Raw genomic sequence first — 26,670 nt, 5'->3', positions numbered from 1 at the left:
TTTTTGTCGAAATTATTGATGCCTGTTACGGCACTGTCGCGGTCTATGACAGCGCCAGCCCGCATTTACTCAATCCTGCGCGGAATCATCTTCGTCAGAAGGGGTGAAGGCATCCAGGCAGATGATCCGGTGATCGGCGTTGCCGTCATTGATCACCCAGCTTTGCAGGGATTCATCAAAGGTCGCGGCGTCGACCTGGGCTTTGCTGAAGCGCCATACCTTGCGCTCGCGGCCGTCCATGCATTCGACGTTCAGTTCCTCGCCCAGAGAGAACTCCCAGGCGTGCAGACCGTCGATTTCCAGCATGGTGGTGGCTTCAAGGGCGGCGAGCAGTGTGGTGGGTGTGGTAGTCATGAAATTCATCCGGCCAGCAAAAGCGCGAATGATAGGGCAAAAGGCAGGCGCAGATACAGTCGGAGCGGACGCATAGCCGTACCAACGCCGAGCGCTGGCACGGTGAGCAATCCGCGTCTGCTCTTACAGCTTGCCGATGCCGCCTGGCTGAAACACCGGCTCGCTCGATGCCAGGCCGTTGACCAGCGGCTGACCGAACTCGGCCTGACTGATCTCGAAACGATCGCCCGGCTGGGTGCGCACGCCATCGGCGAACGACAGGGTGGCGGTGCCGAAGAAATGCACATGCACGTCACCCGGCCTGAGGAATTGCGCGTACTTGAAGTGGTGGTATTCAAGGTTTTCCAGGCTGTGGCACATGTTCGCTTCGCCACTGAGGAACTCTTTCTCCCACAGTACCTTGCCATCGCGCCAGACCCGACTGGTGCCCGACAGGCTTTGCGGCAAGTCGCCCACGCGCAACTCCGGTCCGAACGAACAGGCGCGCAGTTTCGAATGCGCCAGATACAGGTAGTTGCGACGCTCCATGACGTGATCGGAGTATTCATTACCGATGGCGAAGCCCAGGCGATAAGGCTTGCGGTCATGACCGATCACATACAAGCCGCTCAGCTCGGGCTCTTCCCCGCCGTCTTCGGCAAAGGGCGGCAGCGAAAACGAATGGCCGGGGCGCACGACAATGCTGCCGTCACCCTTGTAGAACCACTCTGGCTGAACACCGGCCTGCCCCGCTACCGGCTTGCCGCCTTCGACGCCCCATTTGAAGATACGCATGGTGTCGGTCATCGACGCTTCGTCGCCTGACTGCTGGTGCATCTTGTCGCGCGCCGAAGCGCTGCCCAGATGGGTCAACCCGGTGCCGCTGACCAGCAGGTGCGCCGGATCAGGATGGTCGAGCGGCGGCAGGATCCGCAGTTCCTCAAGCACCTGCGAATAGTCGTGCGTCTCGCCAACGCCACGCTGCTCGACCTGATGCGCTAGAGCCGAACCCGCCTCGATAGCCGCCAGCGCCAGCTCGCGAACACTCTCGACACCCTGGACCTCACGCACCTGATCACCGTCGACCAGCCCGACCCGGCGCTGACCGTCGTTCAATTCAAACTGTACTAACCGCATGAAATTCTCCTTCCAGATAATGGGCCGCAGAAAACCTATCTCGCCCTGGCACTCGCCGCGAAGTCGGACACTGGCAGCACATGCTTGCGCTCCAGCACGTGATAAACGATGCCGGTCAGCAGCAGCCCGAAGACCATGACGCCCGACAGGAAATACAGGCCCGACGCCAGGCTTCCGGTGATTTCCTTCAACGCGCCGATCACGAACGGCCCGATGTAGCCGCCCAGGTTGCCGACCGAATTGATCAGCGCGATACCGGCCGCCGCACTGGCACCTGCGAAGAATCGCCCCGGCAAGGTCCAGAACACCGCCGTGCAGGAAAACAGCGCAAACGCCACGACACACAGCGCAGCCAGCTGCGCCACCGGCAGGGTCAGCCAGGCACTGCAGAACAGGCCGATGGCCCCCAGCACATACAGCACGGCCAGATGCCCGTAACGGTCGTTGAGACGGTCAGAGCTGCGCGGCACGATCAGCAGGCCGATGATGCCGAAAATGTAAGGCACCGATGACACGAAGCCGGTGGTCAGGTCACTGCCGCCAAACTGTTTGATCAGCGTCGGCAGCCACAGGCCCAGACCGTAGATGCTCAAGGTCACCGGCAGGTAGAACAGCGCCAGCAACAGCACGCGTTTGTCTTTCAAGGCATGCAACGGATTGCCGTGGCGAGTCTGGCCGTACTCTTCAAGGTCCTTTTTCAGCTCACCGGTCAGCCAGTCCTTCTCGGCCTGGTCCATCCATTTGACCTGCTGCGGACCATCTGGCAACCAGCGCAGCACAGGCCAGGTGAGCAGAATCGCCGGAGTGCCGATGACGATGAACAGCCATTGCCAGCCATGCAAGCCGAGTATGCCGTCCATGCCCAGCAAACCACCGGACACCGGCCCGGTGATCATCATGGCGATGGGTTGCGAAAGAATGAAAAGGCCAAGAATCTTGCCGCGATGGCGCACCGGAAACCACTGGGTGATGTAGTACAGCACACCGGGAAAGAAGCCCGCCTCGGCTGCACCGAGCAGAAAACGCATCACATAGAAGCTGTGTGGCCCCTGTACGAAGGCCATGCCGATGGTGATTGCGCCCCAGGTGATCATGATTCGTGCGAACCAGCGACGCGCCCCGAAACGCTCGAGCATCAGGTTGCTGGGGATCTCCAGCAGAAAGTAACCGATGAAAAACAGTCCGGCACCCAGCCCGTAGGCGGCGTCGCCGATACCGATGTCCGCGCCCATGTGCAGCTTGGCAAAGCCCACGGCAGAGCGGTCTACATAAGCGATCAGGTACAGCAGGATAAGGAAAGGAATCAGTTTCAACGTAATGCGGCGTATAAGCCGCAGTTCCTGGCTCATGTAGGCGGTCTCCCATTGTTTTTGTTATGGAACCTGCGGGAATCGCCTCTGTGCCTGGGGCTGAATAACGCAGCACATGCGCCAGGATGATCCCTCGTCTACGACCGACTATATAGTAATACTATTTAAACTGACAACTCTTCCAATACGCGTTTTTTAGGCTTACCTTAGCCAGCAGTATCGCCATTAAGTCTTACAATAAGAGAGCCGATCATGTCTGACTCCGATAAAAAACCGACCCTCCGTTCTGCCCAGTGGTTTGGCACCGCCGACAAGAATGGCTTCATGTACCGCAGCTGGATGAAGAATCAGGGCATTGCCGACCACCAGTTTCAGGGCAAGCCGATCATCGGCATCTGCAATACCTGGTCGGAGTTGACCCCCTGCAACGCGCATTTCCGGCAGATCGCCGAGCACGTCAAACGTGGTGTGATCGAAGCGGGCGGCTGGCCGGTCGAGTTTCCGGTGTTTTCCAACGGCGAATCCAACCTGCGCCCTACCGCGATGTTCACCCGTAACCTGGCGAGCATGGACGTTGAAGAAGCAATTCGCGGCAACCCCATTGATGGCGTCGTGCTGCTGACTGGCTGTGACAAAACCACACCTGCCCTGCTGATGGGTGCCGCCAGTTGCGACATCCCTGCTATCGTCGTGACCGGCGGACCGATGCTCAACGGCAAGCATCAGGGCAAGGACATTGGTGCCGGGACCATCGTCTGGCAGATGCATGAGTCCTACAAGGCCGGGACCATCAGCCTGGATGAGTTTCTCTCCGCCGAAGCCGGCATGTCTCGCTCGGCAGGCACCTGTAACACAATGGGCACGGCCTCGACCATGGCCTGCATGGCCGAAGCGCTGGGCACTTCATTGCCACACAACGCCGCCATTCCTGCGGTGGATTCGCGGCGTTACGTGCTGGCGCACATGTCCGGCATGCGTGCGGTGGACATGGTTCGTGAAGACCTGCGCCTGTCGAAGATTCTCACCAAGGCCGCATTCGAAAACGCCATCCGGGTCAATGCGGCCATCGGCGGTTCGACCAACGCAGTTATCCACCTCAAGGCCATTGCCGGGCGCATCGGCGTCGACCTGGACCTGGACGACTGGTCGCGCATGGGCCGTGGCATGCCGACCATCGTCGACCTGCAACCCTCTGGGCGCTTTTTGATGGAAGAGTTCTACTACGCCGGTGGCCTGCCTGCCGTACTGCGGCGCATGAACGAAGCCAATTTGCTGCCCAACCCGGACGCCCTGACCGTCAACGGTAAAAGCATTGGCGAAAACACCTGCAATTCACCGATCTATGGCGAGGACCAGGTAATCCGTGCGCTGGACAATCCGATTCGCGCTGATGGTGGTATCTGCGTATTGCGCGGCAACCTCGCCCCCCTCGGCGCAGTGCTCAAACCGTCTGCCGCTACACCGGCACTGATGCAGCATCGTGGCCGGGCGGTGGTGTTCGAGAACTTCGAAATGTACAAGGCGCGGATCAACGATCCGGATCTGGATATCGACGCCACGTCGGTCATGGTCCTCAAGAACTGTGGCCCCAAGGGTTATCCGGGCATGGCCGAGGTCGGCAACATGGGCCTTCCGGCCAAACTGCTCGCGCAGGGTGTGACCGACATGGTGCGCATTTCCGATGCACGTATGAGCGGCACGGCTTACGGCACCGTGGTTCTGCATGTGGCGCCGGAAGCCGCAGCGGGCGGCCCGCTGGCGGTGGTCAAGGAAGGTGACTGGATCGAGCTCGACTGCGCTGGCGGGCGCCTGCATCTGGACATCCCGGAAGCCGAACTGGCGGCGCGCCTCGCCGACTGGCAGGCTCCGCCTCAATTGCTGCTGGGTGGCTATCGCCAGCTGTACGTAGACCGGGTGATGCAGGCAGACCAAGGCTGTGATTTCGACTTCCTGGTCGGTTGCAGAGGTTCCGAAGTGCCTCGCCACTCGCACTAAAAGAAGCGGCGGTCCCTTGTTCTGGCGACCGCCGTCACTGTTGTGCGATGGTATGATGCCCAGCAATCACCGCCAGGACCCAATTGCGCTCTCATGGATTATCGAAAGCCTTCAGACCGAAAAAGCATGCACGCGCGCATTGTCCAGGAACTGGGCATGCAAATCGTATCCGGCCGTTTCAAGCCTGACGAAAAGCTGCCTGCCGAAGCGCTGCTCTGCGAAGAGTACGCCGTCAGCCGCCCGGTACTGCGCGAAGCTACACGGGTTCTGGTCGCCAAGGGGCTGGTCTACTCGCGGCCGCGTGTCGGCACGGTGGTCAAGGCCCGACGCGAATGGCACCTGCTGGACCCGGATGTACTGCACTGGGTGATGCAAAGTTCGCCGCAGAATGAATTCTTCAATCTGCTGACCAGCGTGCGCGCTGTCATCGAACCAGCGGTTGCCGCACTGGCCGCGCAGCACGCCACCGACGCAGAGATCGAGTCGATCCACGAAGCCTACCTGCGCATGGAAGCCGCACCGACGCCGGAAGACCTGTTGCAACCCGACCTCGACTTCCACAGCCGCATCGCCGACGCCACGCACAACGACCTGCTGGCGCACTTGTGCAACATGCTGTCACTGGCGTTGCGCGAAGCACTCAAATACTCCAACAAACGCCCCAACCTGCACGAACTGGCCATGCCCCGCCACAAGGCGATCCTCACCGCCATCCAGAATCGCGACGCACTGGGCGCACGCCATGCTTCGCTGGTGCAACTGGACGATGCACGCAACGCGCTGAGTGTGGTACTCGGCGGAGGCTGATGGGTTGCCAGCGCGAGGATCAACCGTTGCAGGCCGCTGATGTTCTCCCCCTCTGGATGCAGCCTATCGCCAGCACGTACATCAACAGGCTGACCACAAAGGGAGCGCCCAGCCACAGAACATGCTGGCCTGAGCCAACGTTACCCGCAAATATCAGGGCGCCAATCACTGGCGCTACACCGCCCACCAGACTCAACAGAGATGTCAGCCCGCCCTGCAACTCGCCTTGGTGCCCCGCCCTGGCATGACGCGAGAGCTCACTGCGCAATGCCGGCTCGGCGATCAGTCCGACAGCATGGAAACACATGCCCACCACCGTCAGCCAGACGCTTGCAGCAGCCGTATAGAAACCATAACCCAGCAGGCAACAGGCATAACCTGTAACGATGATCCGCTGGTTGGACATGATTGGCGTCAGCTTGCGTACCAGTACGCGCTGCGCGAACGCCATGCCCAGGGCGAGTGCCGCCAATGCGTACGACACTTCAAGCATGCTCCAGCCATAACGCATCTGATTGGCCAGCACAAAGCAGCTTTGAAATATCCCGTAGGCGAACCAGGAGCACGTCGCAGCCAGCAGATACGGCCGCAGGCCTTGCGTACTCCAGAGTCCTCGCAGGCTGCCAAACGGGTTGGTTCGCCGCCATTCAAAGGCACGCCGATGCTCGGCCGCAAGGCTTTCCGGCAACCTCATGTAGCCATACAGCAGGTTGATTGCCGCCAGGCCGCCAGCGACCAGAAAGGGCAAGTGCGGTCCGTAAGACGCAAGTCCCCCGCCTATGACCGGACCGAAAACAAGCGCTATGGCAATGACACTGCCCGCTGCACCGTAGAAATGCGTGCGCTGCTCACCCTCACTGATGTCCGCAATATAGGCCATCGCAGTGGCGATATTGGCGGCAGTGATTCCTGCGATGGCACGGCCTATCAGCAAGACCGTCAGGCTGCCGGCGAAGCCAGCCATCAGATTGCCCAGGCACATGCCGGCCAGCGCCAGAAGCAATATCGGTCGACGCCCATGGCAGTCGCTCAGCGCCCCCAGCAGCGGCGCACACAGAAACTGCATCGCTGAATAAAGTGTCAACGCCACACCCAGCGCCAACGAGACATGCTCGGTAGACGATGGCCAGATAGTCGCGATCAGCGTCGGCATGACAGGGATCGCCAGACCGATGCCAAGCACATCGAGCCCCAATATCAGAAGAATGAAACGCATGGGTGGACGGGTGTCACCTTTTGAGTAACCTCCAGGCATATGTAGACCTCAGACTGATTAATGTAGGCGAGCAGGCGCTGAGCCTGCTCGCCATGTTCCGCAAAGAACGGGTTATCGATCACACTCGGCGAGTTGCTCGATCAATACATCGGCAATTTGCCGGGCGTGGACGGACAGGCAAGTAAAGTGGTCTCCCGAGACATCGACCGTTCTTACCTTCGCCGCACTGAACGACTCCCAGCCCCAGGCATCCGTGTCGCGGATCTCGGGCAGGTTGATGCCGGAGGGCATCGAGTCGACCGCGCGAAACAGCACCAGCGAGGCATCAAGCGCAACTTTGGGCGGGTCATAGCGCATACCGAATGCGGCAGCAGCCTTATACACGTTGAACAGCCCCCGGATGCTTCCCTCATCGCCACGCGCATCCAGCAACCCGTGACTTTCCAGTGTGTCTTTCAGGTAGCGGATCTTTTCCTCATCATCCAGATGCTCGAGCGCCTGCAACTCCTCGCGGCTAAGCTTGATCGGCTTGTCGAAGTAATGCCCGAAGATACTCAGCAGCGAACCCAGTACCTGAGCATCAGTAGGCACCTGCATTTGCGTATAGGGAGGTGCCGCCGAGTCGAACAGCGCCAGCAAGCCCACCTGGTCGCCACGCGCTTCGAGACGCCTGGCGATTTCATACGCTACTTTTCCGCCAAGTGAATGCCCGCCCAACAGGTACGGCCCGTGCGCCTGAACCGATTTCATGCAGCGAATATAGTGTTCGGCCATATCCTCGACGCTGAGGTGAGGCTCAGCCTTGCCATCGAGCCCAAGGCATTGCAGACCGTAGAAAGGCCGCTGCGTCCCCATGGCCTTGGCCAACCCAAGCACTTGATTGACGTTGCCCCCCATGCCCGGCAGACAGAAGAATGGTCTCCCCTCGCCGTTTCGCTGCACCGGCACCAGACAGTAGCGGACGGCGGCTTCATCGGCATCGATGGGCGTATCGTCGGCGCCACTGCCCAATGAACGGGCGATTCGCTCGATGGTCGGCTCATCGAGAAACTCGGCCAACGTCAGGCACTGCTGAAAGCGCGAACGAATTCGCGAAATCAGCTGGGAGCCCAACAGCGAGTGCCCGCCCAGATCGAAGAAGTTATCCAGCACACCCGGCATATCGCCGCCTAGCAGCTCTTGCCACAACTGCGCGACTTCCTGTTCCACCGCATTGCGTGGCGCAACACGCTCGGCCCCGGAGTCGAACAGCGGTGTTGCACGGCCAGCCGATGTCGCGCCGCCGCGCTGCAGTTGCTCGATCAGTTGTTGCAGATCCTGCGCCTTGCTCACGATGACCTGAGCCGTGTTCTGCGCCAGGGCCAGCTCGAACAGCTGGCAACCTTCTGCGTTGGTCAGCCCGCGCACATTGTCAATCGGCGCCTGCTCGGGGTGTGCCCTGTCATAGGCAACACGCATACCTGCCTGCGCCCATGCATCCCAGTTGAGCGAAACCACTGGTATGCCCTCCTGACGACACGCCTGCGCCCGAGCATCCAGGTAAGCGTTGGCGGCGGCGTAATCCGCCTGGCCCAGACCACCCAGCACCGACGCCAACGACGAACACAGGAATATGAAATCGACAGGTTCCTGGCGCAAAACCTCTATCAGCACATCGGTGCCGACTACCTTGCTGCCCATGACCTGTGCCCATTCAGTTGCCTGGCTCAGTTGAATGAGACCGCTGGCTTGCACGCCTGCCGCGTGTATGGCTCCAGAGATACGTCCATGCTGACGTCTGACCTGGTGCAGCGCTGCAGTGAAAGCCTCGCGATCCGCGCAATCGACCGCCATGTGTTGAATCCGCGCCCCCTGCTGTTCCAACGCCTGCAGCGCTTGCCCGACCTCATCCGTGACTGTCGCAGAACGGGACATCAGGACTAAGGTGACGGCTTTTACCTTCGCAGCCAGATGAGTGGCCAGCTCAAGCCCCATGCCGCCCAGACCACCGGTAACCACGTAGGTCCCGCCCTCCTTGAACGGCTGCGAAGGTGGCGAGGCTTGCAGCGCTCGCAGGCAAGGCTCATGGAACGTCTGTTTGCGCAACGCCAGGGTCGAAGCAAGCGGAGATGCCTGGTCTGGATCGATGTGCTGGAGTGCCTGAAGCAGCAGCGTCTGGTTCTCCGCCGCATTGACAAGCGGCAGATCGAAATGACGGCACTGAATCTGTGGCAGCTCCCACGTAAGTGTGCGAACCACGCCAGACAAGGTCGCTACACAGCTGTTGACCGGCTCATCGTCATCCACCTGGCAGGCACCTTCGGTCACCAGCGACAACACAGTGGTGTTTGCGGCATGAGGGATGTACGCCTGTACCAGCGACATAAGATCGGTAAACAGCCTGATGGCAGCGTGTTCGCCGTGCGTCGGTTGCGCCTGACCAGCCATGTAAATGATCTGACTCGGCAAGGCATCTTGCGCCGCCAGTGTATTGAACAGTTGCTCATACGCCTGAGCATCGCCGCGAGCAATTGTCGCGACCGCAGTGCCAGAATCACCGGCATCTGCTATGCAGACACTGTCCGGCGGCAGCGAGAAGAGCATGCTGTTATCGGCTGCAACACCGCGCATCACAACCAGCCAGGGCCCTTGTAATGGCGAGTCGCTCCTCGGCGGCAATGCCGGGCGCCATGCAGGCGCCTGGCACCAGTCCAGGGGCTCAGTGCGCTGTGCTTCCGATGCCACTCGCTCCTCGCGCAAAGTGAAGCCTGTCACCTCGGCCAGCAGCGCCCCGACTCCGCCGTCGCTGTCGACTTCGAACATCTGCACATCATAAACATTACTGCGAACCCGCCGTGCATGGCTGTAAAGCCGGGAGCGCAGTGGTGCATGAACAGTCAGGCGCTGGTAATGGAACGGCAATCTGCGGGCGCGGTTTTCCATGATCGAGAGAAAACCAGTCGCCATGTCGAGCAACGCCGGATGCAGCGCAAAGTGCTCAACATCAGCGGCAAACGCCTGATCGAGTTCCAGGAGCGCCAACCCCTCATCCTCACTAAGCCAGATAGAACGAAAGCACTTCCAGCGAGGCCCGAACAAGCCGAGACGCGTGTTCAATGCCGCATGTTCGACTTCATCGGCAAGACAGTCAGCATGGTCGGCCTGAAGCTGCATCAACGCTGTGGGTACGGAACGCTCCCGGTCGTGGCGCTTGATGAAGCCCTGGGCATGCAGCATCGTGCGCTGCTGCGGACCGTTACCCTCGTCCGATACCGACTCGAGGAAAAACTCGGTGCTCTCGGCGTGATCCTTGAACGTAATCAGCACGCGTTGCGAGGCCTGCTCATCTTCCAGAACCAGAGGTGTCGGGAAGTAAACATCACTCAGCTCGATCGACTCGACACCTTCCATACGCGCATAGGCATTGCGCACCAGTTCGACGCATCCGGTGCCGGAAAGCACTGGCCTTCCTTCGAAAACACGATGTTCGTCCACCAGCCAGAGTTGTGGCGACAGGCTCAACCGGAACTGTCGGCGATTACCATGCATACGCTGCCAATGCAGGAACAACGGTGCCTCGTGCTGCGCTGAAGAAGCCGTCCCGGCAGCCTCGATCCAGTGGCTGTCTCGCGCGAACGGATAGGTCGGCAGCGGCACGCGTGCGCCGTCTGTACACCCTGTGGCCTGCGCCCAACCGAAACGTGCCCCCTGCCTCCACAATGACGCGATGCCTTGCGCCAATGCCGCCTCGTCCGATCGGCTGTCCCGTGCATGCCGAGTGCAACCAAGCACACACAAGGGCTCAGCATAGGATTTCAGTGCACTCTGAAGAGCACGGCCCGGGCCGACTTCGAGAAAAATCGGGTCTTCCAGTTCGTCGGCAAGCAGCGCGATACCGTCAGAAAAGCGCACGGTATCCAGTAGATGAGACGCCCAATAATCACTCTGGCTGCTCGAATCGATCGAGAACCAACCACCGTTGTGGTTGGACACGAGCGCGATAGTCGGAGACTGAACAGAGAACCCGTTAACAACTGCCTTCAACGCGTGCGCAGCAGGAGCCATCATGCGGGAATGAAAAGCGTGCGAGGTATCCAGTACACGCCCCACGAGCCCTTCCTCGGCCAGTTGTCGCTCGACCCGCGCAATGGCTTCAAAATCACCCGCCAAGACACATTGCAGCGGCCCATTGACGGCAGCCAGTTCCACGCCGGGCTCCAGAAAACGCGCGCAGTCTGCTTCCGAGAGGCCAACGGCAAGCATCGCACCGGGCGCTTGACGTTGCATCAGGCGGCCCCGCTCGACAACCAGCTTCAAGCTGTCTTCAACACTGTAGACCCCGGCAAAACAGGCAGCCACCAGTTCCCCAAGGCTATGGCCTATGAGCGCCTGCGGGTGGATACCGCGGCTTTGCAACAACAGGGCGCACGCGTACTCGACCACAAAAAGTGCCGGCTGCGCGATCTCCGTCCGGCTCAGGGCGTCACCTGTTTTGCTACCCGCTGGCGGGTACAGACAGGCCAGGATGTCGACGCCATAACGCTGCAATATGACTGCACAGCGGTCAACTGTCTGCCGAAATACTGCCTCACTGTCGTAGAGGCCCTTGAACATTCCCGCGTACTGGCTGCCCTGCCCGGAGAACATGAACACGATCGGACGGTCCTGCCTGCGTTCCATTAGCGCTGTGGACGAAGGCGCCTGCAGCGCGTGCAAGGCTCCGGCAATACTCTGGCTGACGACGCTGTCCCTGAAGGCAAAACGTGTACGACCCTCTCCCAGCGTGAAGGCGATATCGCGTATATCGGCTGCGGGATTCTGCAGACAGGTGATCAGTTGCCGACGCTGATGATCCAGCGCTGCTGCGGAGCGTGCAGAAAACGGCAGTATGTACCAGCGTTCGCTATCGTCATGCGGGCGTACCGACGGCTGAGGAGGTTCCTCGACAATGACATGCGCATTGGTCCCGCCGATGCCGAAGGAGCTGACGCCTGCCCGACGTGGAGAGGCCGCTGCCGGCCACGGCCTGGAGGTCGTGTTGACATAAAACGGGCTGTCGCTGAAATCGATTTCGGGATTGGCCCGCGTGAAGTTCAGGCTTGCAGGCAGCACGTTGTGTTGCACGGCAAGTATGGCTTTGACCAGCCCGGCGATGCCTGAGGCCGCATCAAGATGACCGATGTTGCTCTTCAACGAACCAAGGGCACAAAAGCCCGGCGTGAAATGTGGCAAAGCGCTGGTATAGGCCTGCGTCAGCGCACGGACTTCTACCGGGTCACCCAGACGAGTGCCGGTGCCATGCGCCTCGACGTAACCAATGGAATCTGCGCTGATATTCGCTGCATCGAGTGCAGCGCTCACCACCTGGGCCTGCCCATGAACACTGGGCGCGGTGTAACTGACCTTACTGGAGCCATCGTTATTGATCGCCCCGCCCTTGATCAAGGCATGAATATGGTCGCGATCTTCGATTGCCCTGTCAGCCAGTTTGAGGACCAACACTGCACAACCGCTGCCGCCAGTGGTGCCACTGGCCTGGGCATCGAACGGCCGGCAATGGCCATCGACGGAAATGATGCTGCCCGGTGCCGCCTGGTAACCGTAGTATTGAGCTTCGACCGAAGCACCGCCGACGATCACCATATCCGACTCGCCTCGCAGCAAGCTTTCGCAGGCCATCTGGACCGCCACCAGTGACGAGGAGCAAGCCGTTTCGACGGTAATCGCAGGTCCCGCGAGATTGAGTTTGTAAGCCACACGCGAAGCCATGAAATCGCGGCCATTACCCAACAACCACTGGATGTTCTCCAGTTGCAGCTCCTGGCGCCTCGGGTAAACGTGATCGAGCAGGTAATGGCTGGTGCTCGCGCTTGCAAATACGCCCACACGCAAATCGTTCAGAGCACCGCCGTAACCGGCGGCTTCCATCGCGGCCCACGCGCATTGAAGAAAGATGCGCTGCTGAGGATCCATCAGCTGTGCTTCACGCGGTGAAAAGCCGAAGAACTCGGCATCGAACTTGTCGACGTCCTCGAGACGATTGCCACACTTGACGAAATCGGCACGCTCCAGCAGATCAGGGTTTACGCCATGCGCGAGCATGACCTCATCACTGAAGTAAAGAGTCGACTCCACCCCCTCGGTGAGGTTCTGCCAGAACTCGCTCAGGTCGGCGGCGCCCGGAAAGCGCCCGGCCATGCCGACGACCGCCAGCGTGCGATTCCCTGGATCAATGGCAGGTGATACCTCGCTGGCTTGGCGAACCTCCGGCAGCGGCCCATGCAAGCGTTCCAGGTGAGCGACCAGACCACGCAGCGTCGGGTATTCGAAAAGGTCTGTCATGGCCACGGGCGCCTGCAAAAGCTCGCTCAAACGTTTTTGCGTCTCGACGATGCGTAACGAGTGGCCACCGAGATCGAAAAAATTGTCGTCCGAATCGATTTCCTGGCAATCGAGCACTTCCTGCCAGATCGTTCTGACCTTGTTGTGCAGACGTTTTCCAGCAGGCCTGATGGCTGCAGGAAGGGTCGCTGGCGTCCCGACCGCAGTGCCTTCCTGAGCGCGCTGATCAACGCGATTTTCGAGCGACTTGCGATCGACTTTGCCAGTACGGCTAAGCGGCAGCTCGGGCAAGCAGACAAGACGCTCCGGCACACTATGTGCCGGCAGCATCCTGGCCAGCTCTGCACGTACCTGTGCAACACTCGGTTTGCCGACGTAATACCCCACCAGAGCCTTGTGCCCCTGGTCATCCTGTTTGACGACCACGACCGCCTGCTCCAGCCCGGCTATCGCGTTCAAGCGCGTTTCGACGTCGCCCAGCTCAATGCGAAAACCGCGAATCTTGACCTGATTATCGATACGCCCGACATAGCTCAGGCTTCCGTTGAACTGACGCACGACAAAGTCGCCAGTGCGGTATAGCCGCGCCTCGGGCGAAACGCCGTATGGGTCGGGAAGAAACGCTTGCGCGGTGCGCTCATCCAGATTCAGATAACCCTGTGCCACCCCGCTCCCGCCAATGTAAAGCTCGCCGGGTACACCGCAGGGAAGAGGATTCAGATACCGGTCAAGGACATACATTCTGACGTTGTCCAGAGGCCGCAATACCAAGGCACCTCGCTCATCCCAGTAATCCCGGGCAGATGCATACACCGTCGTTTCGGTCGGACCGTAACCATTAAGGAAACGTCTGCCGGCTGCCCAGGTCTGGGCGACGTTGGCCGGACAGGCTTCACCGGCGCTGATGATGACTTTCAGCTCGGCAAGCTCGGCATGGGGGAGCAAGCGCAGGGCCGTCGGCGTGATCTGCAGATGGGTGATACGTTGCTCGCGCAGAAGCGTCACCAGATCCGGCCCCGGGAGCAGCTGTTCAGAGGCTGCAAATACCAGTGTGGCGCCGCTGATCAGTACCGGAAACACCTCGCCACAAACCCCGTCGAAGACTGGCGAAAAGTACTGCAGCTGGCGCGATCGACCAGTCAGTTCCAGTGTTCGCGCAAATGCATTCGCGGTGTTATCGATATTGCGCTGCGAAACCATTACCCCCTTGGGCTGCCCGGTCGAGCCAGAGGTGTAAAGAATATAGGCCAGATCCTGAGGCTCACGCTGGCAGGCCGGAGCAGACCATTCGCCCTGGTCACCTTCGAAGTCGTCAACCAGCAACGTCTCCAGCCCCAGGGCGGCAAGCTCGTGTGCCAAGCCTCGATGACCCACCACGCGGTGCAATGCTGCGTCTTTGATCATGTAACCCAGCGCACCTTCCATCGAATCCTGCGGATTCAAGGGGACAAAGGCACAGCGCGCCTTGAGGATGCCAAGCATGCCTGCCACCAGATAGGGATGCCGTCCAGTGAACAGGCCGATGTGCTCACCGGCTTGCACACCCTTCTTTATCAACGCGTGGGCGATGCCGTTGGCTAACCGGTCCAGTTCGGCGTATGTCCAGCAGCGTTGTTGCAACTGAAGGGCCATAGCCTGGGGAGTCTGACGTACACGCTGTTCAAAACGGCTGACGACATCGCCATCGCCGAAGTCGCGCGCCGTATCGTTGAACTGGCTGATCAGCCTCTGCTGTTCGGTTGCAGACAGCATCTTCACCTGCGCGACGGTCTGCTCGTCATTAGCCAGCATATTTTCCAGCAGACACTGGAAGTGCCCTGCCATGCCCGAGATAACGGAGCGCTCGAACAGCGACGTGCGATATTTGAATACCCCACTTACCCCTTCGCCTTTGACAGCACGCAACTCCAGCATCAGGTCCAGCTTCACCTCAGTGGAGGCCAGGGAGATTTCTTCCGATTTCACGTGCGGCAAGCTAAGCGGTACGGCCGTCGTACTCTGCACCACCAGGCCTGCCTGGAAAAAAGGATGCTTGCCCGGCAGCCGCTGCGGGTTGAGCACTTGCGCCAGGTAATCGATCGGCACCGACTGATTTGCCTCGGCGGCAAGCAGGGCCTGACGACTCTGTTCGATAACCTGCGCCACACGCAGAGGGCCTCGCAAACGCAGCCGTAACGGAAGCAGGTTAACGAAAAACCCGATCAGGTTCGTACTTTCATCATGGTCCCTTCCCGAGAATGGCATGCCGATCAAAATGTCGTCCTGCCCGGTGTAGCGATGCAACAGCAGCGCGAACGCGGCGTGCATGACCATGGCCGGTGTACATTGCAGACGCAGGCAAAGCTGATCGAGCCTTGCTGAGCAGTCGCCAGGAAGAGTCAGCGCAACGTAGTCGCCAGCCAACGGATTTCCTTCTCGCGGACTGGAACGTACAGGCAGTACCAGAGGCGGCGGCAAGTCCTGCAGCGATGCCTTCCAGGCATCGAGTTGAGTCGTGAAGGCCCCGGTTTCGAGTTGATTGCGTTGCCAGGCCGCATAGTCCTGATACTGAGCCTCCAGTGGGCTCAGTGTGATGCGCTCACCTTGCGTCAGGTGCCGATAGAACACTGCCAGCTCCTGACGAAGCAAGGCACTCGACCAGCCGTCGTAGGCGATGTGATGCAGCGTCAGGCACAGAACATGCTCATCCGACGCCGTCTGCAGAAGCAACGCGCGTATCGGCAGTTCCTTGTCCAGCACGAACGGCGTGTGCACCTCCACCTCCAGCGCAGCCGTGAGCGCTTCGCGAGCGATGGTTTGCAGCCTGAACGGTACACATGCGCTTTCAGCGTGGCTTGTCACAACCAACGGCTCTTTCTGCGTGACGCCCTGCGCGTCTACAAACGTTTCAAGCTCACGGGTGAAATGCGTGCGCAAGACTTCATGGCGCTCAAGCAGCAGATTCAATGCACCTTCCAGCGCAGGAATATCCAGTTGTCCGGTCAGCCGGCATATTTCCGGCATGTTATAGGCAGTGCCAGGCTCACTGTGCTGGGTCAACCACAGTCGGCGTTGGGCAAACGACAGACGTTGACGCTCGATACCGCTGCTGCGACCGATCGCGGCCGGCCTGGAAGCGACACTGGCCCCTTGGGAGATCTGGATCATACTCAGCATAATCTTTTCGGCGACCTGGGCGACGGTAGGCCCTTCGAACAGGTTGGCAATGCTGAGCGCCACACCAAAGCGTTTTTTGATCTGCGCAATGACTTGGGTGACCAGCAGAGAATGCCCGCCACTCTCGAAAAAATTGTCGTCAATGCCCACACGCGGCACGTTGAGCAGGTGTTGCCAGTCTTCGACAAGCTGCTCTTCCAGACTGTTACGCGGTGCGGCATAGGCGCGTGAGTCCTGCGTCCAATCGGGCTCCGGCAGGCTCTTGCGATCGATCTTGCCGTTTGCGGTCAAGGGCAGTGCCGCCAGGACCACCAACAGGCGCGGCACCATGTGGCCCGGCAGGCGCTCGCCAAGGTAGGCATTGAGTTGCTGCGCTGTAGCGCGGGTTTGTACATAACCGATCAGCTCGGCCTCAGCGCCTGGTGACTGGCGGGTCACCACCGCGCATTCATTCACGTCAGGATGGTCGGCAAGTACGCTCTCGACTTCCCCCAACTCAATGCGGAAGCCACGAATCTTGACCTGGTTGTCACTGCGGCCCAGAAACTCGATGGTTCCGTCGCGCATGTGTCGACACAGATCGCCGGTGCGATAGAACCGCTGCTCGCCGACGCCAGGTAAAAACCGTCCGCTGGCCGAGAACGAACCTGTCAGGAAGCTTTTCTCGTTCAGTTCAGGGCGATTCATGTAACCGGACGCCACTGCGCCGCCACCAATCAACAATTCGCCGGGGACAGTGCGCGGTACCAGATTCAGCGTTGCGTCGACCAGGTACAGGGACGTGTTCGGCAACGGACCGCCGATTGGCAAGCTGCGCTCAGGGTCATACCACCCCGCATCGGGCTCGAACGTAGCGCTTTCGCAGGTTGCCTCGGTGACTCCGTAAACACTGACAACCCTGGTCTGCGGTCCACACAGCGTCTGCATTTTCCGATACTCGTGGACGAACCAGACATCCGCGCCACAGGTCAGCGTACGCAGGGTATCCAGACGCCGTCCCGTCTCTTCCAGGTAACGTATCATCTGCCGCAGGACCGCCGGCACGAACTCGAGCAACGTCACCCGTTCAGCCGTGATCAGCTCATAGAGTTGTTCAGGGTCAGCCAGACTCTGCCGCGGGCACATTATCAACCGTGCGCCAACCGCCAGCGCGCGGACCACATCGCTCATGAATACGTCAAACGTGAAATTGGCCATCTGCAAAATGCCGGTGACACCTGGCTCGGTCTGACCGTAAGTCTGCTCCAGCGCCTGGAGCAGACTTACCCAACTGCCGTGGGAAACACTGACGCCCTTGGGACGCCCGGTAGAACCGGAGGTAAAAATAATGTAGGCGATGTCTTCCGGCTGTGTGTTGCGCCCCTCGAATTCGTTCTCGTGCAGTGTGCCGGTGGCCTGCGGCAAATCATCCTGCACAAGGCATGGATAACCCCTCAGTTGCTCCTGACAGGCGCTCAGTGTGAGCACCAGTCTGGGCTCGATGTCCTTGAGCAGATCAGCATGACGGGCATCGTCGATCGCCAGCGGCACATAAATGCCCCCAACCTGATGCACCGCCAGTAACGCGATGATGACCTCTGGCCCATAGCGTTGCACCACTGCGACCCGGTCACCACGCCGAACGCCGGCAGCATGCAGGTGACCCGCCAGTACCCGGGCCTCTGCATCCAGTTGCGCATAGCTGTAACGACGGTTTTCATAGACCAGCGCATCCGCCTCGCCCCATTGCGCGGCACTGCGTTTGAACCATTGATGAAAAGGTGCAAAGGGCGCCTGCGGCGCTGCTGGCTGATGATTGGCCAAGCGCAACGCCTGCTCCACAGCTTCGCACGACAATAGCGAAAAATCGTCAATGGCCCCGTCAGGATTGCGCGACACCTGCTCCATAATGATCAGCAGGCTATCGATCATCCCCTGCACTGCGCGCTCATCCAGCAATGCGGTGTCATACTCGATTGCGCCGCTCATGCCGCGCGCAGTCAGTGCCAGGGTAAGACTCAGGTCATATTTGGCGGTACAGGAGTCGAGCGTATAAACACGAGTGCGCAGGTTTTCCAGCTCGACCGAAAAATCTTCGTTGGCCATATCAAACAGCACCTGAAACACCGGCGCATGGCTCAGGGAACGTGGGGGCTGAATGGCCTCGACAATCTGATCGAAGGGCACATGGGCATGCTCGAACGTATCGAGCACCGAGGCACGAACTCTTTTGAGCAACTCGACGAAAGAAGGAGAACCCGATGCATCGATCCGGTTTGGCAGCGTATTGACGAAGAAACCGATCACACCTTCCAGGTCAGAGGATTGCCGATTCGACATCGGCGATCCGATGACCAGATCCGCCTCTTGCGTATAGCGATACAGCAGCACGGAAAAGGCCGCGAGCCCTACCATATAGGGCGTGACGCGACACTCCCTTGCCAGGTTTTTCAGCGCGTCCGAGACGGCTTCAGGCACTTGAAAATGACAACGCTGGCCTGCGTAACGCTGAACGGCCGGACGCTTGTTATCCAGCGGTAATGGCAATACCGGCGGCGCACCGGCCAATCGCCGCTGCCAGTGGTCGATATCGGGAGCCCGTTCAGCGTTCGATGGGCTCAGACTCAAATAATCGCCAAAGTCAAAGTTCAACGGCTCCGCGTTTACCTCGCTGCCCCGCACCAGCGCCGAATAGGCTGAGGCCACTTCGGAGAGGAAGATCTGCATCGACCAACCGTCGAAAACGATGTGATGAACATTGATCAACAGAACATGCTCGTCGGTCGCACAGTGCAGCAACGTCGCGCGCAGAAGCGCTTCATGCTCAAGATCGAAAACATAACGCGCTTCGCTTTGCTCGAACGCTTTCAGCGCGGCTTCGCTGTCCGGTTCGGCTCGCAGGTCAACCTTGCGAATCAGCAGTTGCTCATCGACAAGGCGAATCACCGGCTGTCCATCGATACAGGGAAAACGATAGCGCAGTGCACTCTGGCGCTGATAGACACTGTCCACTGCCCGCTCGAGGGCCGTGCAATCCAGTGCCCCGTCAATACGCAGCGCAAAAGGCACATTGTACGTGGCGCTGGCATCTTCCATCTGGTGCATGAACCAGAGGCTTTTTTGCGCAGGCGATAAATTCAGGAAACCCCCGCCTGCCGGTGTCGGCATCCTGACAGCGGACTCGGTGGTTGAAGTGACCGGCTTTTTTTGAGACATGACCATCTCCACCTCGACAGCGACCGATGTCGCTGCGAGGAAGGGTAAATTGGGAGGCTGAGAGGTGAGAAAGCGCGTGGGGGTGCTGTTGCTACCCATCACGCGCCTGAAAAACGGTCAGGCCGTCAACGGCTCGGCCGAGCGTTCGATAGCACCTGCAAGCGTCTCGACGCTGGGATACTCGAAGAGCAGGTTCAGCGAAAGACGAGTGCCAAATTGCTTGCTCAGCCTCGACATGATCCGCATACCGGCCAACGAGTGTCCGCCGATGGAGAAGAAGTCTTCATTTCTACCCACGTCCGGCACGTTGAGGATGTGCGCCCAGACCTCGGCAATGGATTTTTCCAGAGCCGTCGACGGTCGCTCGCTGGTAACCCTTGCACGGCCGTTTTGAGTCGCCAGTTCAAGCAAGGCACGCTTGTCGACCTTGCCGCTCGCATTGACCGGCAGTTGCTCGATCACATGCACTTCGGCAGGCACCATGTAGTCGGGCAGGCATTCTCTCAACGCCACACGAATCTGTTGCTCATCCAGTGCAACGCTTCCGTCCAGACTGACGAAGGCGACCAGCTGTTTGTCCAGGTTCAATGTGCGCAGAATCAGTGAGCACGCTGTGACACCCGGCAATTGACGTATCGCCTGCTCGACCTCACCCGGTTCTATACGCAAGCCACGGATCTTTATCTGACTGTCACTGCGTCCAAGGAACTCGATACCGCGGCCTGAGGTCCAGCGCGCCAGATCACCGGTGCGGAAGAGTGTTTTGCCGGGGAACCGCTCCAGCGTCACAAACCGCTCCTGGCTCAGTTCCGGACGCTTGAGGTAGGCACCGGTGATCCCTGTGCCGCCAATGAATAACTCCCCAGGAACACCGGGCTCGGCAAGCTGCCCGAAAACATCCACGATGTAGGCATCGGCCTGTGCAATCGGCCATCCGATCAAGGGTTTGTCAGTCACTTGTTCGACCTTGTCCATGCTGTAGGCCGTGATAAAGACAGTGCCTTCAGTCGGGCCGTAACAGATGGTGAGCGTCCCGGTGGAGCGTTCCAGCAAACTGCGCATGCTTTGCGGCGAAACAACGTCACCGCCGGTCAGTACATGCCTGACGCCAGCCATCGCCTGAGGATATTGATCGACCATCTCCTGGAACAACGCGGACGTCAGCCAGAGCACACTGACCTGCTGATTTTCCAGTGTGTGTGCCAGGTCATCCAGTCCGCCGACTTCGCCAGGCTGAACCACCAACTGCGCGCCGTTCAGCAAGGCGCCCCAGATTTCAAAGGTCGACGCATCGAACGCGAGGGGCGCGAAAAACAGGAAGCGGTCGTCACCCTTGATATCGATATAGTCCGTACCCTTGACCAGACTCACCACCGCGCGGTGGGTACTGGCCGTGGCCTTCGGAGTGCCCGTGGAACCCGATGTAAACATGTAATAGCAGCGAGCATCCGCGCTGATGACAGGTTTGGCCTGCGGCGACACGCGTGGGTCGTCCTGCTCATTCACCAACTGCCCTATCAACAGTGTCGAGGTTGCATCACGTAAAGCCGGAGCACTCTCATCGATCAGTGCCCACTTGACGTCCGCCTCCTCCAGAAGCCAATTGCGACGCTCTGCAGGCAATGCACAGTCGATCGAGAGGTAGCATGCACCGGCCTTGAGCACGCCCAACAGCGCCGCAACCAGCAATTCAGAGCGCATCATGCAGATGCCCACGACGTCACCCGGCTGCACGCCCTTGCGAAGCAATGTGTCGGCAACTTTGTCGGCGGATTCATTGAGCTGAGCGTACGTCAGCACTGCATCGCCGCACCGTACAGCGATGGCCTCGGGCTGTGTGGCCGCAAAGGCCTCGACGATGGCGTGCAAGGACGTTTCAGGATAGCTCGAGTCAAGCCCTTCACACTGTGTCTGAATGGCAGCCTGGTGCTGGGCCGATAGACTTTGCGCCAGCGTTTCGTCCAGTGATTCGCTGGCCTTTTCCAGCAACTGGACGTAATGCCCGGCCATTGAAGTCGCTGTTTCCTGAGCGAACAGATCAGCAGCATAGCCAAGTGACAACGAGGCCTTTGTGCTGGAACGGTCCAGGACGAATTCGAGGGGCGAGTGCAGACTGCCCGACGCACCTCCCTGCTCTGCACGCGCGGAAACACCGTCGCAGAATACCGACTGGATCAATGACTGCGGCGCTCTTCCCGAGGCCGCAACACTGTCATCAAGCGCTTGTTCCAGACCCTGGGCAGAAGATTCGTGCCAGCGACGAGCCTGATCGCAGTGCTGTTGTGCGCGCAGGAAGACATCGGCAAACGTGTCATGCGCAGCGAGCGTCAACTTGAGTGGCAACGGTATGGCCAGACGCTGTCCATCGGCAGCAGTACCCAGACCGGCCACGACGGTTTGATGCCCGCCATAACGAGCCATGGTTACGGCATAGAGAGAAAAAAGCGCTGCCTCAGGTTCAATGTTGCGCTGCTCACACGCTTGAAACAGGCGCGCAAGGCTTTCATCCGGAAGAGGGATTTCATGACGCGCAAGCGGCCCGCTGACTGCGCGATTAAGCGCATGGTCAGGCAGAAGCCCCGAAGCTTCGAGGTCAAGTGATTGTTTCCAGAATTCCACACCAGGATTGACAGAAGAACTGCCTGACGGCGCGGCCAGCACAGCAGCCTTGCGTACATTGGCGAGACTTTCTGCAGGTTGCTCGAGCCAGGCGCCAGCCAGGTGAAGAAAATCGGCCATCAGCGCTCTGACATCTGCCTCTTTGGCGACAGCGGTGGAGTACTCAAGCATGAAGCGACCACCAGCGGCCGGGTTCACTTCGTCATCGAAAACGCAAATGACGTTGAGGTCGAATTTCGCAGAACCGTTTGCCAGCCCTTCCACCACCTCGACATCAATGTCCGCAAAGTCCAGGGTGCGGGACATGGAGTTATGAAAACTGAAAGCAACCTGGATGTACGGCAATTGCTGAGTGACACGATCCGGACTCAGATCGGCAACCATTGTTGAAAACGGTACATGCGACTGCAGGCAAGCCGTGCGGATTTCTTCTTTCACGGCTGCCAGTAGAGGCGCCCAGGACGTATTCGCATCAATGTCGATGCGCAGCGGCAACATGTTGACCAGCATACCGATGGTGTTTTCGATGCCCGGCAAGTCACGGTTGGCGACGGCGGTGCCTATCAGCTGTTGCGTCTGACCCGAACGCGCCGCTACCACGCAAGCAAACAGCGAAAACATGGTCTCGAACAGGGTGGATTTATTTTCCGCCCCATACGCCTGCAGTGCGCTGATCAACTTACCCGGCAACGGCACCGACACCGAACTTCCGACAAAATCCAATGCGGCTTGCGCGTCCTTCTCTGCCGGAAACGGCGAATGCGTATAGGCCGGCCAGGTTTCAAGACGTCCGTACCAGAAGTCTCGGCCTTGACGGCCTTCAGCCGAATCCAGCCAGTCGCGCTCCCATTGGCAGTAATCGATGAACTGGATCACCGGCTCAAGGGGCTCCTGATTCACGCGGCCCTTTTCTTCATTGTAAAAATGATTCAGCTCTTTGAGAAACAGCCGGAATGACCAGCCGTCATGAATGAGGTGGTGTTCGATATGCAGCAATACGTGGAATTGATCGCTGAATTTGAACAGTACCCAGCGAATCAGCGGAAGTTCCGCCACTTCGATCTTCTGGGCAATTTCAGCTTTCACAATAGAATTCATGTAGGTCTGCCGTACCGCTTCACTGCTGGCAGACAGGTCAACGATCGGAATGTTCACGGACCAGGCGTCCTGGATAGTTTGCCGTGGTTCTCCGTCAACCTCATCAAAAACAGTGGACAGTGACTGATGGCGTTCAACCACCCTGCTCAGCGCACGTTCAAGCACGTTAATATCAAGGTTGCCGCGAATGTTCAGCATGGCCTGAAAGTTATAAGCAATACTCTCTGGTACTAACGTCTCAAGAAACCAGGCTTGTTCCTGAGACATGGAGAGTGGCCCTTCAGTACCGGTTATATGCTGTGCGCCGGCCCGCATAGCGAGATCTTGAGAGCGTGACGGTGCGGTATTATTTTTCTCAAAACTGTTCATGACGGCCTCGGATAACATATTGATCAGGTGACATCAACCTCGTAAAAAAAACGGTGTATCCGTTTTGTTAGCAGTGATTGACTTCTTTAAAAAGACCACACGCCACCGCCAACTGTCTACCTGTAAAAAATATCAGCTTACGCGGCTCCCCGCCCCTCTCTAGTCTATATAACGCCCTAATTACCAACGCATTGCAGAGCACAACCTGTCGAGGTAAACGATGCAGACCGTCCAACGATTTCACTGTACAAATGAACTAAAACTTGAACTGACGTGTCTTTATAAAAAGAATAACTGGCGATGGCTATTGGGTTGGTCGGGGGATGTTCTTGTAATTGCTTCCGCTGTCGCACTCACCCAATGGTCATTGTATGCTTACCCCCTCAGTGTGCTGATTATCGGTTCACGGCAACGCGCCCTTGCCTCTCTCGTTCATGAAGCAGCCCATTTAACCCTGACCCAAAGCCGCCGCCTCAGTTATGCCATTGGCCACTACCTGACCGGATTACCCATCTTTCAGGATTACGAGGCTTATCGACATTCGCATGTGCACATGCATCACCATCATCTCGGTGACGCCGACAAGGACCCGGACTATCGCTACTACATTGAATCCGGGCTGCAGGCGACCGAAGATCGATTTGACTTCATGTTCAACCACCTGCTTAGAACCGTGCTGTTTCTGAATATATTCAGCTACCTGCGCTACCTCGTCATTCATCGGTTGGGCGCACTGTTGAAATCCCCTCGCAAAGCCCTGACACTGATCGCGGTACACGCTGTTTTATTCTCGCTTTTCTATGCCACCACGGGCGTGTACGGTTACTTGATGTTCTGGCTCGTTCCTTATCTGACGGCCTTTCAGGTCATCGGCTGGCTGTCGGAAGTTTCTGAACATTTTGGATTATTCGGCAGGGAGCAGGAGGCCTTGCGTATCACCCGCAACCGTTTTCCCTCCTGGTGGGAGAGGCTGTTTGTCGGCATGCACGGGGACAACCTGCACCTGACCCATCACCTGTTTGCAGGCATCCCCTACTGGAACCTGCACAAGGCACACTCCATTCTCCTGCAAGACCCTGACTATGCCGAAGCCAATCTGGCCAAGGGTGGCATCATCTCGGGTCGTCGCGATACGCAATCGGTCATGCGCCAGATACTGAGTATTTATCGCCTGCAAAACAGACGCCATTCGCAATACGGCACTGCACCGCAGACACTGTGCGAACAGTCGGCACGCGAAGGTACGCAGACCACGAATGGCGATGACCGATAGCCATCGCGCGGGCATCCAGATGGGGTCAATGAGCATTCCGATCGGCCTCGCGCTGTGTCGGAATCGCACAAGAAAAATCGTAAGCGCCTCATGAACCCCACATTCCCAACCAGCCATTGAAGCCTGATGCTGTGCTCCCGATTCTTTTCAGGAGTCAGCACCTCATGATGCGACCCGACGCCAAAGTCGAAAAAGTGTACCTCTACCCCAAACCGGTGGACTTTCGAAAATCTATTGACGGCCTGGCTGCACTGGTCGAGCTGGACATCAAAGTTGCGGTATTCGACCCCGTGCTTTTTGTTTTTCTGAATCGCCCTCGTAACCGAGTGAAAATCCTTTACTGGGAGCGCAACGGCTTCTGCCTTTGGCTCAAGCGCCTGGAGTCCGAGCGTTTCAAAATATCTCCCGGGGCCGCGCTGATGTTGCACTGGCATGCATTAACAAACTGTATGGCATCGAGCGTGAACTCAAGGATGTCAGCGATGAGCAGCGTTATATCGGTCGTCAGGAAAAAAGCCTGCCTGAGCTGACGAAGCTCAAAGCATGGATGGAAACAACGCAGCCGCAGGTCACGTCGCAAAGTGCCTTGGGTAAAGCGGTGAACTACCTGGCCCACAACTGGAGCCGGATAGAGCGTTATATCGAAGCTGGTTTTCTACCCATCGACAACAACGCTGCCGAAAGAGCAATCAGGCCGTTCGCCATTGGACGAAAAGCCTGGCTGTTCAGCGACACGCCCAAAGGCGCCACGGCCAGCGCCCAGATCTACAGCCTGGTCGAGACCGCCAAACTCAACGGCCAAGAGCCTTATACTTGGCTGCGCCACGTACTTGAGCGGTTGCTGCATCGGTAGAAGATTACGAAGCCTTGCTGCCGTGGAACTGCTCGCCAGAGATGCCTCGCTAAAGCCAATCCTCATTTTTTGCCAGGTGGGGTTTATGGCGCGGGTACGTAGAATCCAGGCTCACTCAACGCGTTGACTGCCTTGGCTCCCGCCACTCAACCCAGTCGTCATGGGTTCCAAAAACCCCTTACAAAATCCCCATTTTGGTCAGTTGTATGCAGGCCTGGAGTTTGGTTCTGACACCCAACTTCGAGATGACATTGGAAATATGAAAATCTACCGTTCTTTTGGATATATTTAGAATGACGGCAATTTCATTACAGGTCTTGCCGATGGCTGTCCATATGTACACCTCCTTTTCACGTTCCGTAATAGTGAAGTTTTCGTCCGACTCATTGACGCCCATGACCAGGCCCGTCAACTTATGATGAAACTCACGAACCAGCGACTTCACCTCTGCCGCAAGACTGTACTCGCCTTGCGTACTTCCTGTTCCGGTTTCTTTATTTGCAAACCGCAGTAAACTGAATGCCTTCTCTTCGCCGAGGTAGAACGCCGCCATCCCGTCAGAGGTGGTACCGGCGTCGATCATTTCGCCGCGGTCATTTGATGATGACGGCCTGTTCAGCAAACCGGTAAATAGTGGCTCAGAGCAGGCAACGTCCAAAATCGCATCCGCGACGTCCTGCCGCTCTGCGCAATGACTATTATTTTTCCCTGCCTCCGGACCGCTGACCAGAACAAAGCCATGTTGCTGTAACGCTGGTGCGTGATGATAAAAAAAATAGGTATAGTGATGAACACCCCGCTCACTTGCACTCTGTTCGAACTCCCATTCCAGCTTTTGTCTGCCGGTGCTTTTTTCATGGCCAAACGTATCACCGCGCAATGAAAGTGCCATCATTTGACTCCATGAACTACTTGAAATGGCTAACTCTCAAGTGAGAAGCCCATGCAAATTATGATAACTATGCACCACCCTTCACGCAACTCAAGT

The 26,670-nt window shown here is 58.4% G+C and carries 10 protein-coding genes and 2 pseudogenes; 5 read left to right on the top strand and 7 right to left on the bottom strand.

What is annotated here, in order from left to right; genetic code table 11:
• Positions 1–69: 69 nt before the first annotated feature.
• From RGM3321_RS12235 to RGM3321_RS12225, 3 genes are all read right to left on the bottom strand, one after another.
• Entirely contained in the window at positions 70–354 is a 285-nt protein-coding gene (locus RGM3321_RS12235; RefSeq protein ID WP_244393260.1) for a DUF5629 family protein, read from the bottom strand.
• A 123-nt stretch (positions 355–477) separates the two neighbouring features.
• Positions 478–1,470 (bottom strand): AraD1 family protein, encoded by a 993-nt coding sequence (gene araD1, locus RGM3321_RS12230; protein WP_244393259.1) that lies wholly within the window; start codon positions 1,468–1,470, stop codon positions 478–480.
• A 35-nt stretch (positions 1,471–1,505) separates the two neighbouring features.
• The gene (locus RGM3321_RS12225) at positions 1,506–2,819 is read right to left on the bottom strand and encodes an MFS transporter (protein WP_244393258.1); all 1,314 of its coding nucleotides are present in this window, start codon (positions 2,817–2,819) and stop codon (positions 1,506–1,508) included.
• Between the two features lie 213 nt (positions 2,820–3,032).
• On the opposite strand from RGM3321_RS12225, the gene RGM3321_RS12220 reads away from it, so the two are divergent.
• Together RGM3321_RS12220 and RGM3321_RS12215 are read left to right on the top strand one after the other, a co-directional pair.
• Positions 3,033–4,775: an IlvD/Edd family dehydratase gene (locus RGM3321_RS12220; protein ID WP_244393257.1), complete on the top strand. Its 1,743-nt coding sequence runs from the start codon at positions 3,033–3,035 to the stop codon at positions 4,773–4,775.
• 93 nt (positions 4,776–4,868) lie between these two features.
• The gene (locus tag RGM3321_RS12215; RefSeq protein ID WP_002554489.1) at positions 4,869–5,582 is read left to right on the top strand and encodes a FadR/GntR family transcriptional regulator; all 714 of its coding nucleotides are present in this window, start codon (positions 4,869–4,871) and stop codon (positions 5,580–5,582) included.
• Between the two features lie 19 nt (positions 5,583–5,601).
• Here RGM3321_RS12215 and RGM3321_RS12210 read toward each other — a convergent pair whose 3' ends face one another.
• From RGM3321_RS12210 to RGM3321_RS12200, 3 genes are all read right to left on the bottom strand, one after another.
• Positions 5,602–6,798 (bottom strand): MFS transporter, encoded by a 1,197-nt coding sequence (locus RGM3321_RS12210; RefSeq protein WP_244393256.1) that lies wholly within the window; start codon positions 6,796–6,798, stop codon positions 5,602–5,604.
• 111 nt (positions 6,799–6,909) lie between these two features.
• On the bottom strand, positions 6,910–19,470 hold the full coding sequence (locus RGM3321_RS12205; protein ID WP_244393255.1) for a hybrid non-ribosomal peptide synthetase/type I polyketide synthase: 12,561 nt from the start codon (positions 19,468–19,470) through the stop codon (positions 6,910–6,912).
• 117 nt (positions 19,471–19,587) lie between these two features.
• Positions 19,588–23,454, bottom strand: coding sequence for an amino acid adenylation domain-containing protein (locus tag RGM3321_RS12200; protein ID WP_244393254.1), 3,867 nt, complete (start codon positions 23,452–23,454; stop codon positions 19,588–19,590).
• Positions 23,455–23,776: 322 nt separating this feature from the next.
• Between RGM3321_RS12200 and gntB the strand changes: the two genes are divergently transcribed.
• From gntB to RGM3321_RS12185, 3 genes and pseudogenes are all read left to right on the top strand, one after another.
• Positions 23,777–24,829 (top strand): guanitoxin biosynthesis L-arginine gamma (S) hydroxylase, encoded by a 1,053-nt coding sequence (gntB, locus tag RGM3321_RS12195; RefSeq protein WP_244393253.1) that lies wholly within the window; start codon positions 23,777–23,779, stop codon positions 24,827–24,829.
• A 164-nt stretch (positions 24,830–24,993) separates the two neighbouring features.
• Positions 24,994–25,221, top strand: a pseudogene (gene tnpB, locus RGM3321_RS12190) (IS66 family insertion sequence element accessory protein TnpB); the annotation flags it as partial.
• A gap of 17 nt (positions 25,222–25,238) precedes the next feature.
• A pseudogene (locus RGM3321_RS12185) lies at positions 25,239–25,735 on the top strand (transposase); the annotation flags it as partial.
• 125 nt (positions 25,736–25,860) lie between these two features.
• On the opposite strand, the gene RGM3321_RS12180 reads toward RGM3321_RS12185, so the two are convergent.
• Entirely contained in the window at positions 25,861–26,577 is a 717-nt protein-coding gene (locus RGM3321_RS12180) for a LuxR C-terminal-related transcriptional regulator (protein ID WP_244393252.1), read from the bottom strand.
• Positions 26,578–26,670: the final 93 nt, after the last annotated feature.

This window comes from Pseudomonas sp. RGM 3321 (assembly GCF_022836805.1).
Lineage (GTDB): Bacteria > Pseudomonadota > Gammaproteobacteria > Pseudomonadales > Pseudomonadaceae > Aquipseudomonas.
Note: the sequence above shows the minus strand (reverse complement) of the source record. Positions and strands in the feature narration are given on the sequence as shown.

Coding starts and splice junctions, on each gene's coding strand:
- RGM3321_RS12225 (WP_244393258.1), bottom strand. CDS start 2,819: ATGAGCCAGGAACTGCGGCTTATACGCCGCATTACGTTGAAACTGATT.
- RGM3321_RS12235 (WP_244393260.1), bottom strand. CDS start 354: ATGACTACCACACCCACCACACTGCTCGCCGCCCTTGAAGCCACCACC.
- araD1 (WP_244393259.1), bottom strand. CDS start 1,470: ATGCGGTTAGTACAGTTTGAATTGAACGACGGTCAGCGCCGGGTCGGG.
- RGM3321_RS12210 (WP_244393256.1), bottom strand. CDS start 6,798: ATGCGTTTCATTCTTCTGATATTGGGGCTCGATGTGCTTGGCATCGGT.
- gntB (WP_244393253.1), top strand. CDS start 23,777: ATGCAGACCGTCCAACGATTTCACTGTACAAATGAACTAAAACTTGAA.
- RGM3321_RS12180 (WP_244393252.1), bottom strand. CDS start 26,577: ATGATGGCACTTTCATTGCGCGGTGATACGTTTGGCCATGAAAAAAGC.
- RGM3321_RS12220 (WP_244393257.1), top strand. CDS start 3,033: ATGTCTGACTCCGATAAAAAACCGACCCTCCGTTCTGCCCAGTGGTTT.
- RGM3321_RS12215 (WP_002554489.1), top strand. CDS start 4,869: ATGGATTATCGAAAGCCTTCAGACCGAAAAAGCATGCACGCGCGCATT.
- RGM3321_RS12205 (WP_244393255.1), bottom strand. CDS start 19,470: ATGTCTCAAAAAAAGCCGGTCACTTCAACCACCGAGTCCGCTGTCAGG.
- RGM3321_RS12200 (WP_244393254.1), bottom strand. CDS start 23,454: ATGTCTCAGGAACAAGCCTGGTTTCTTGAGACGTTAGTACCAGAGAGT.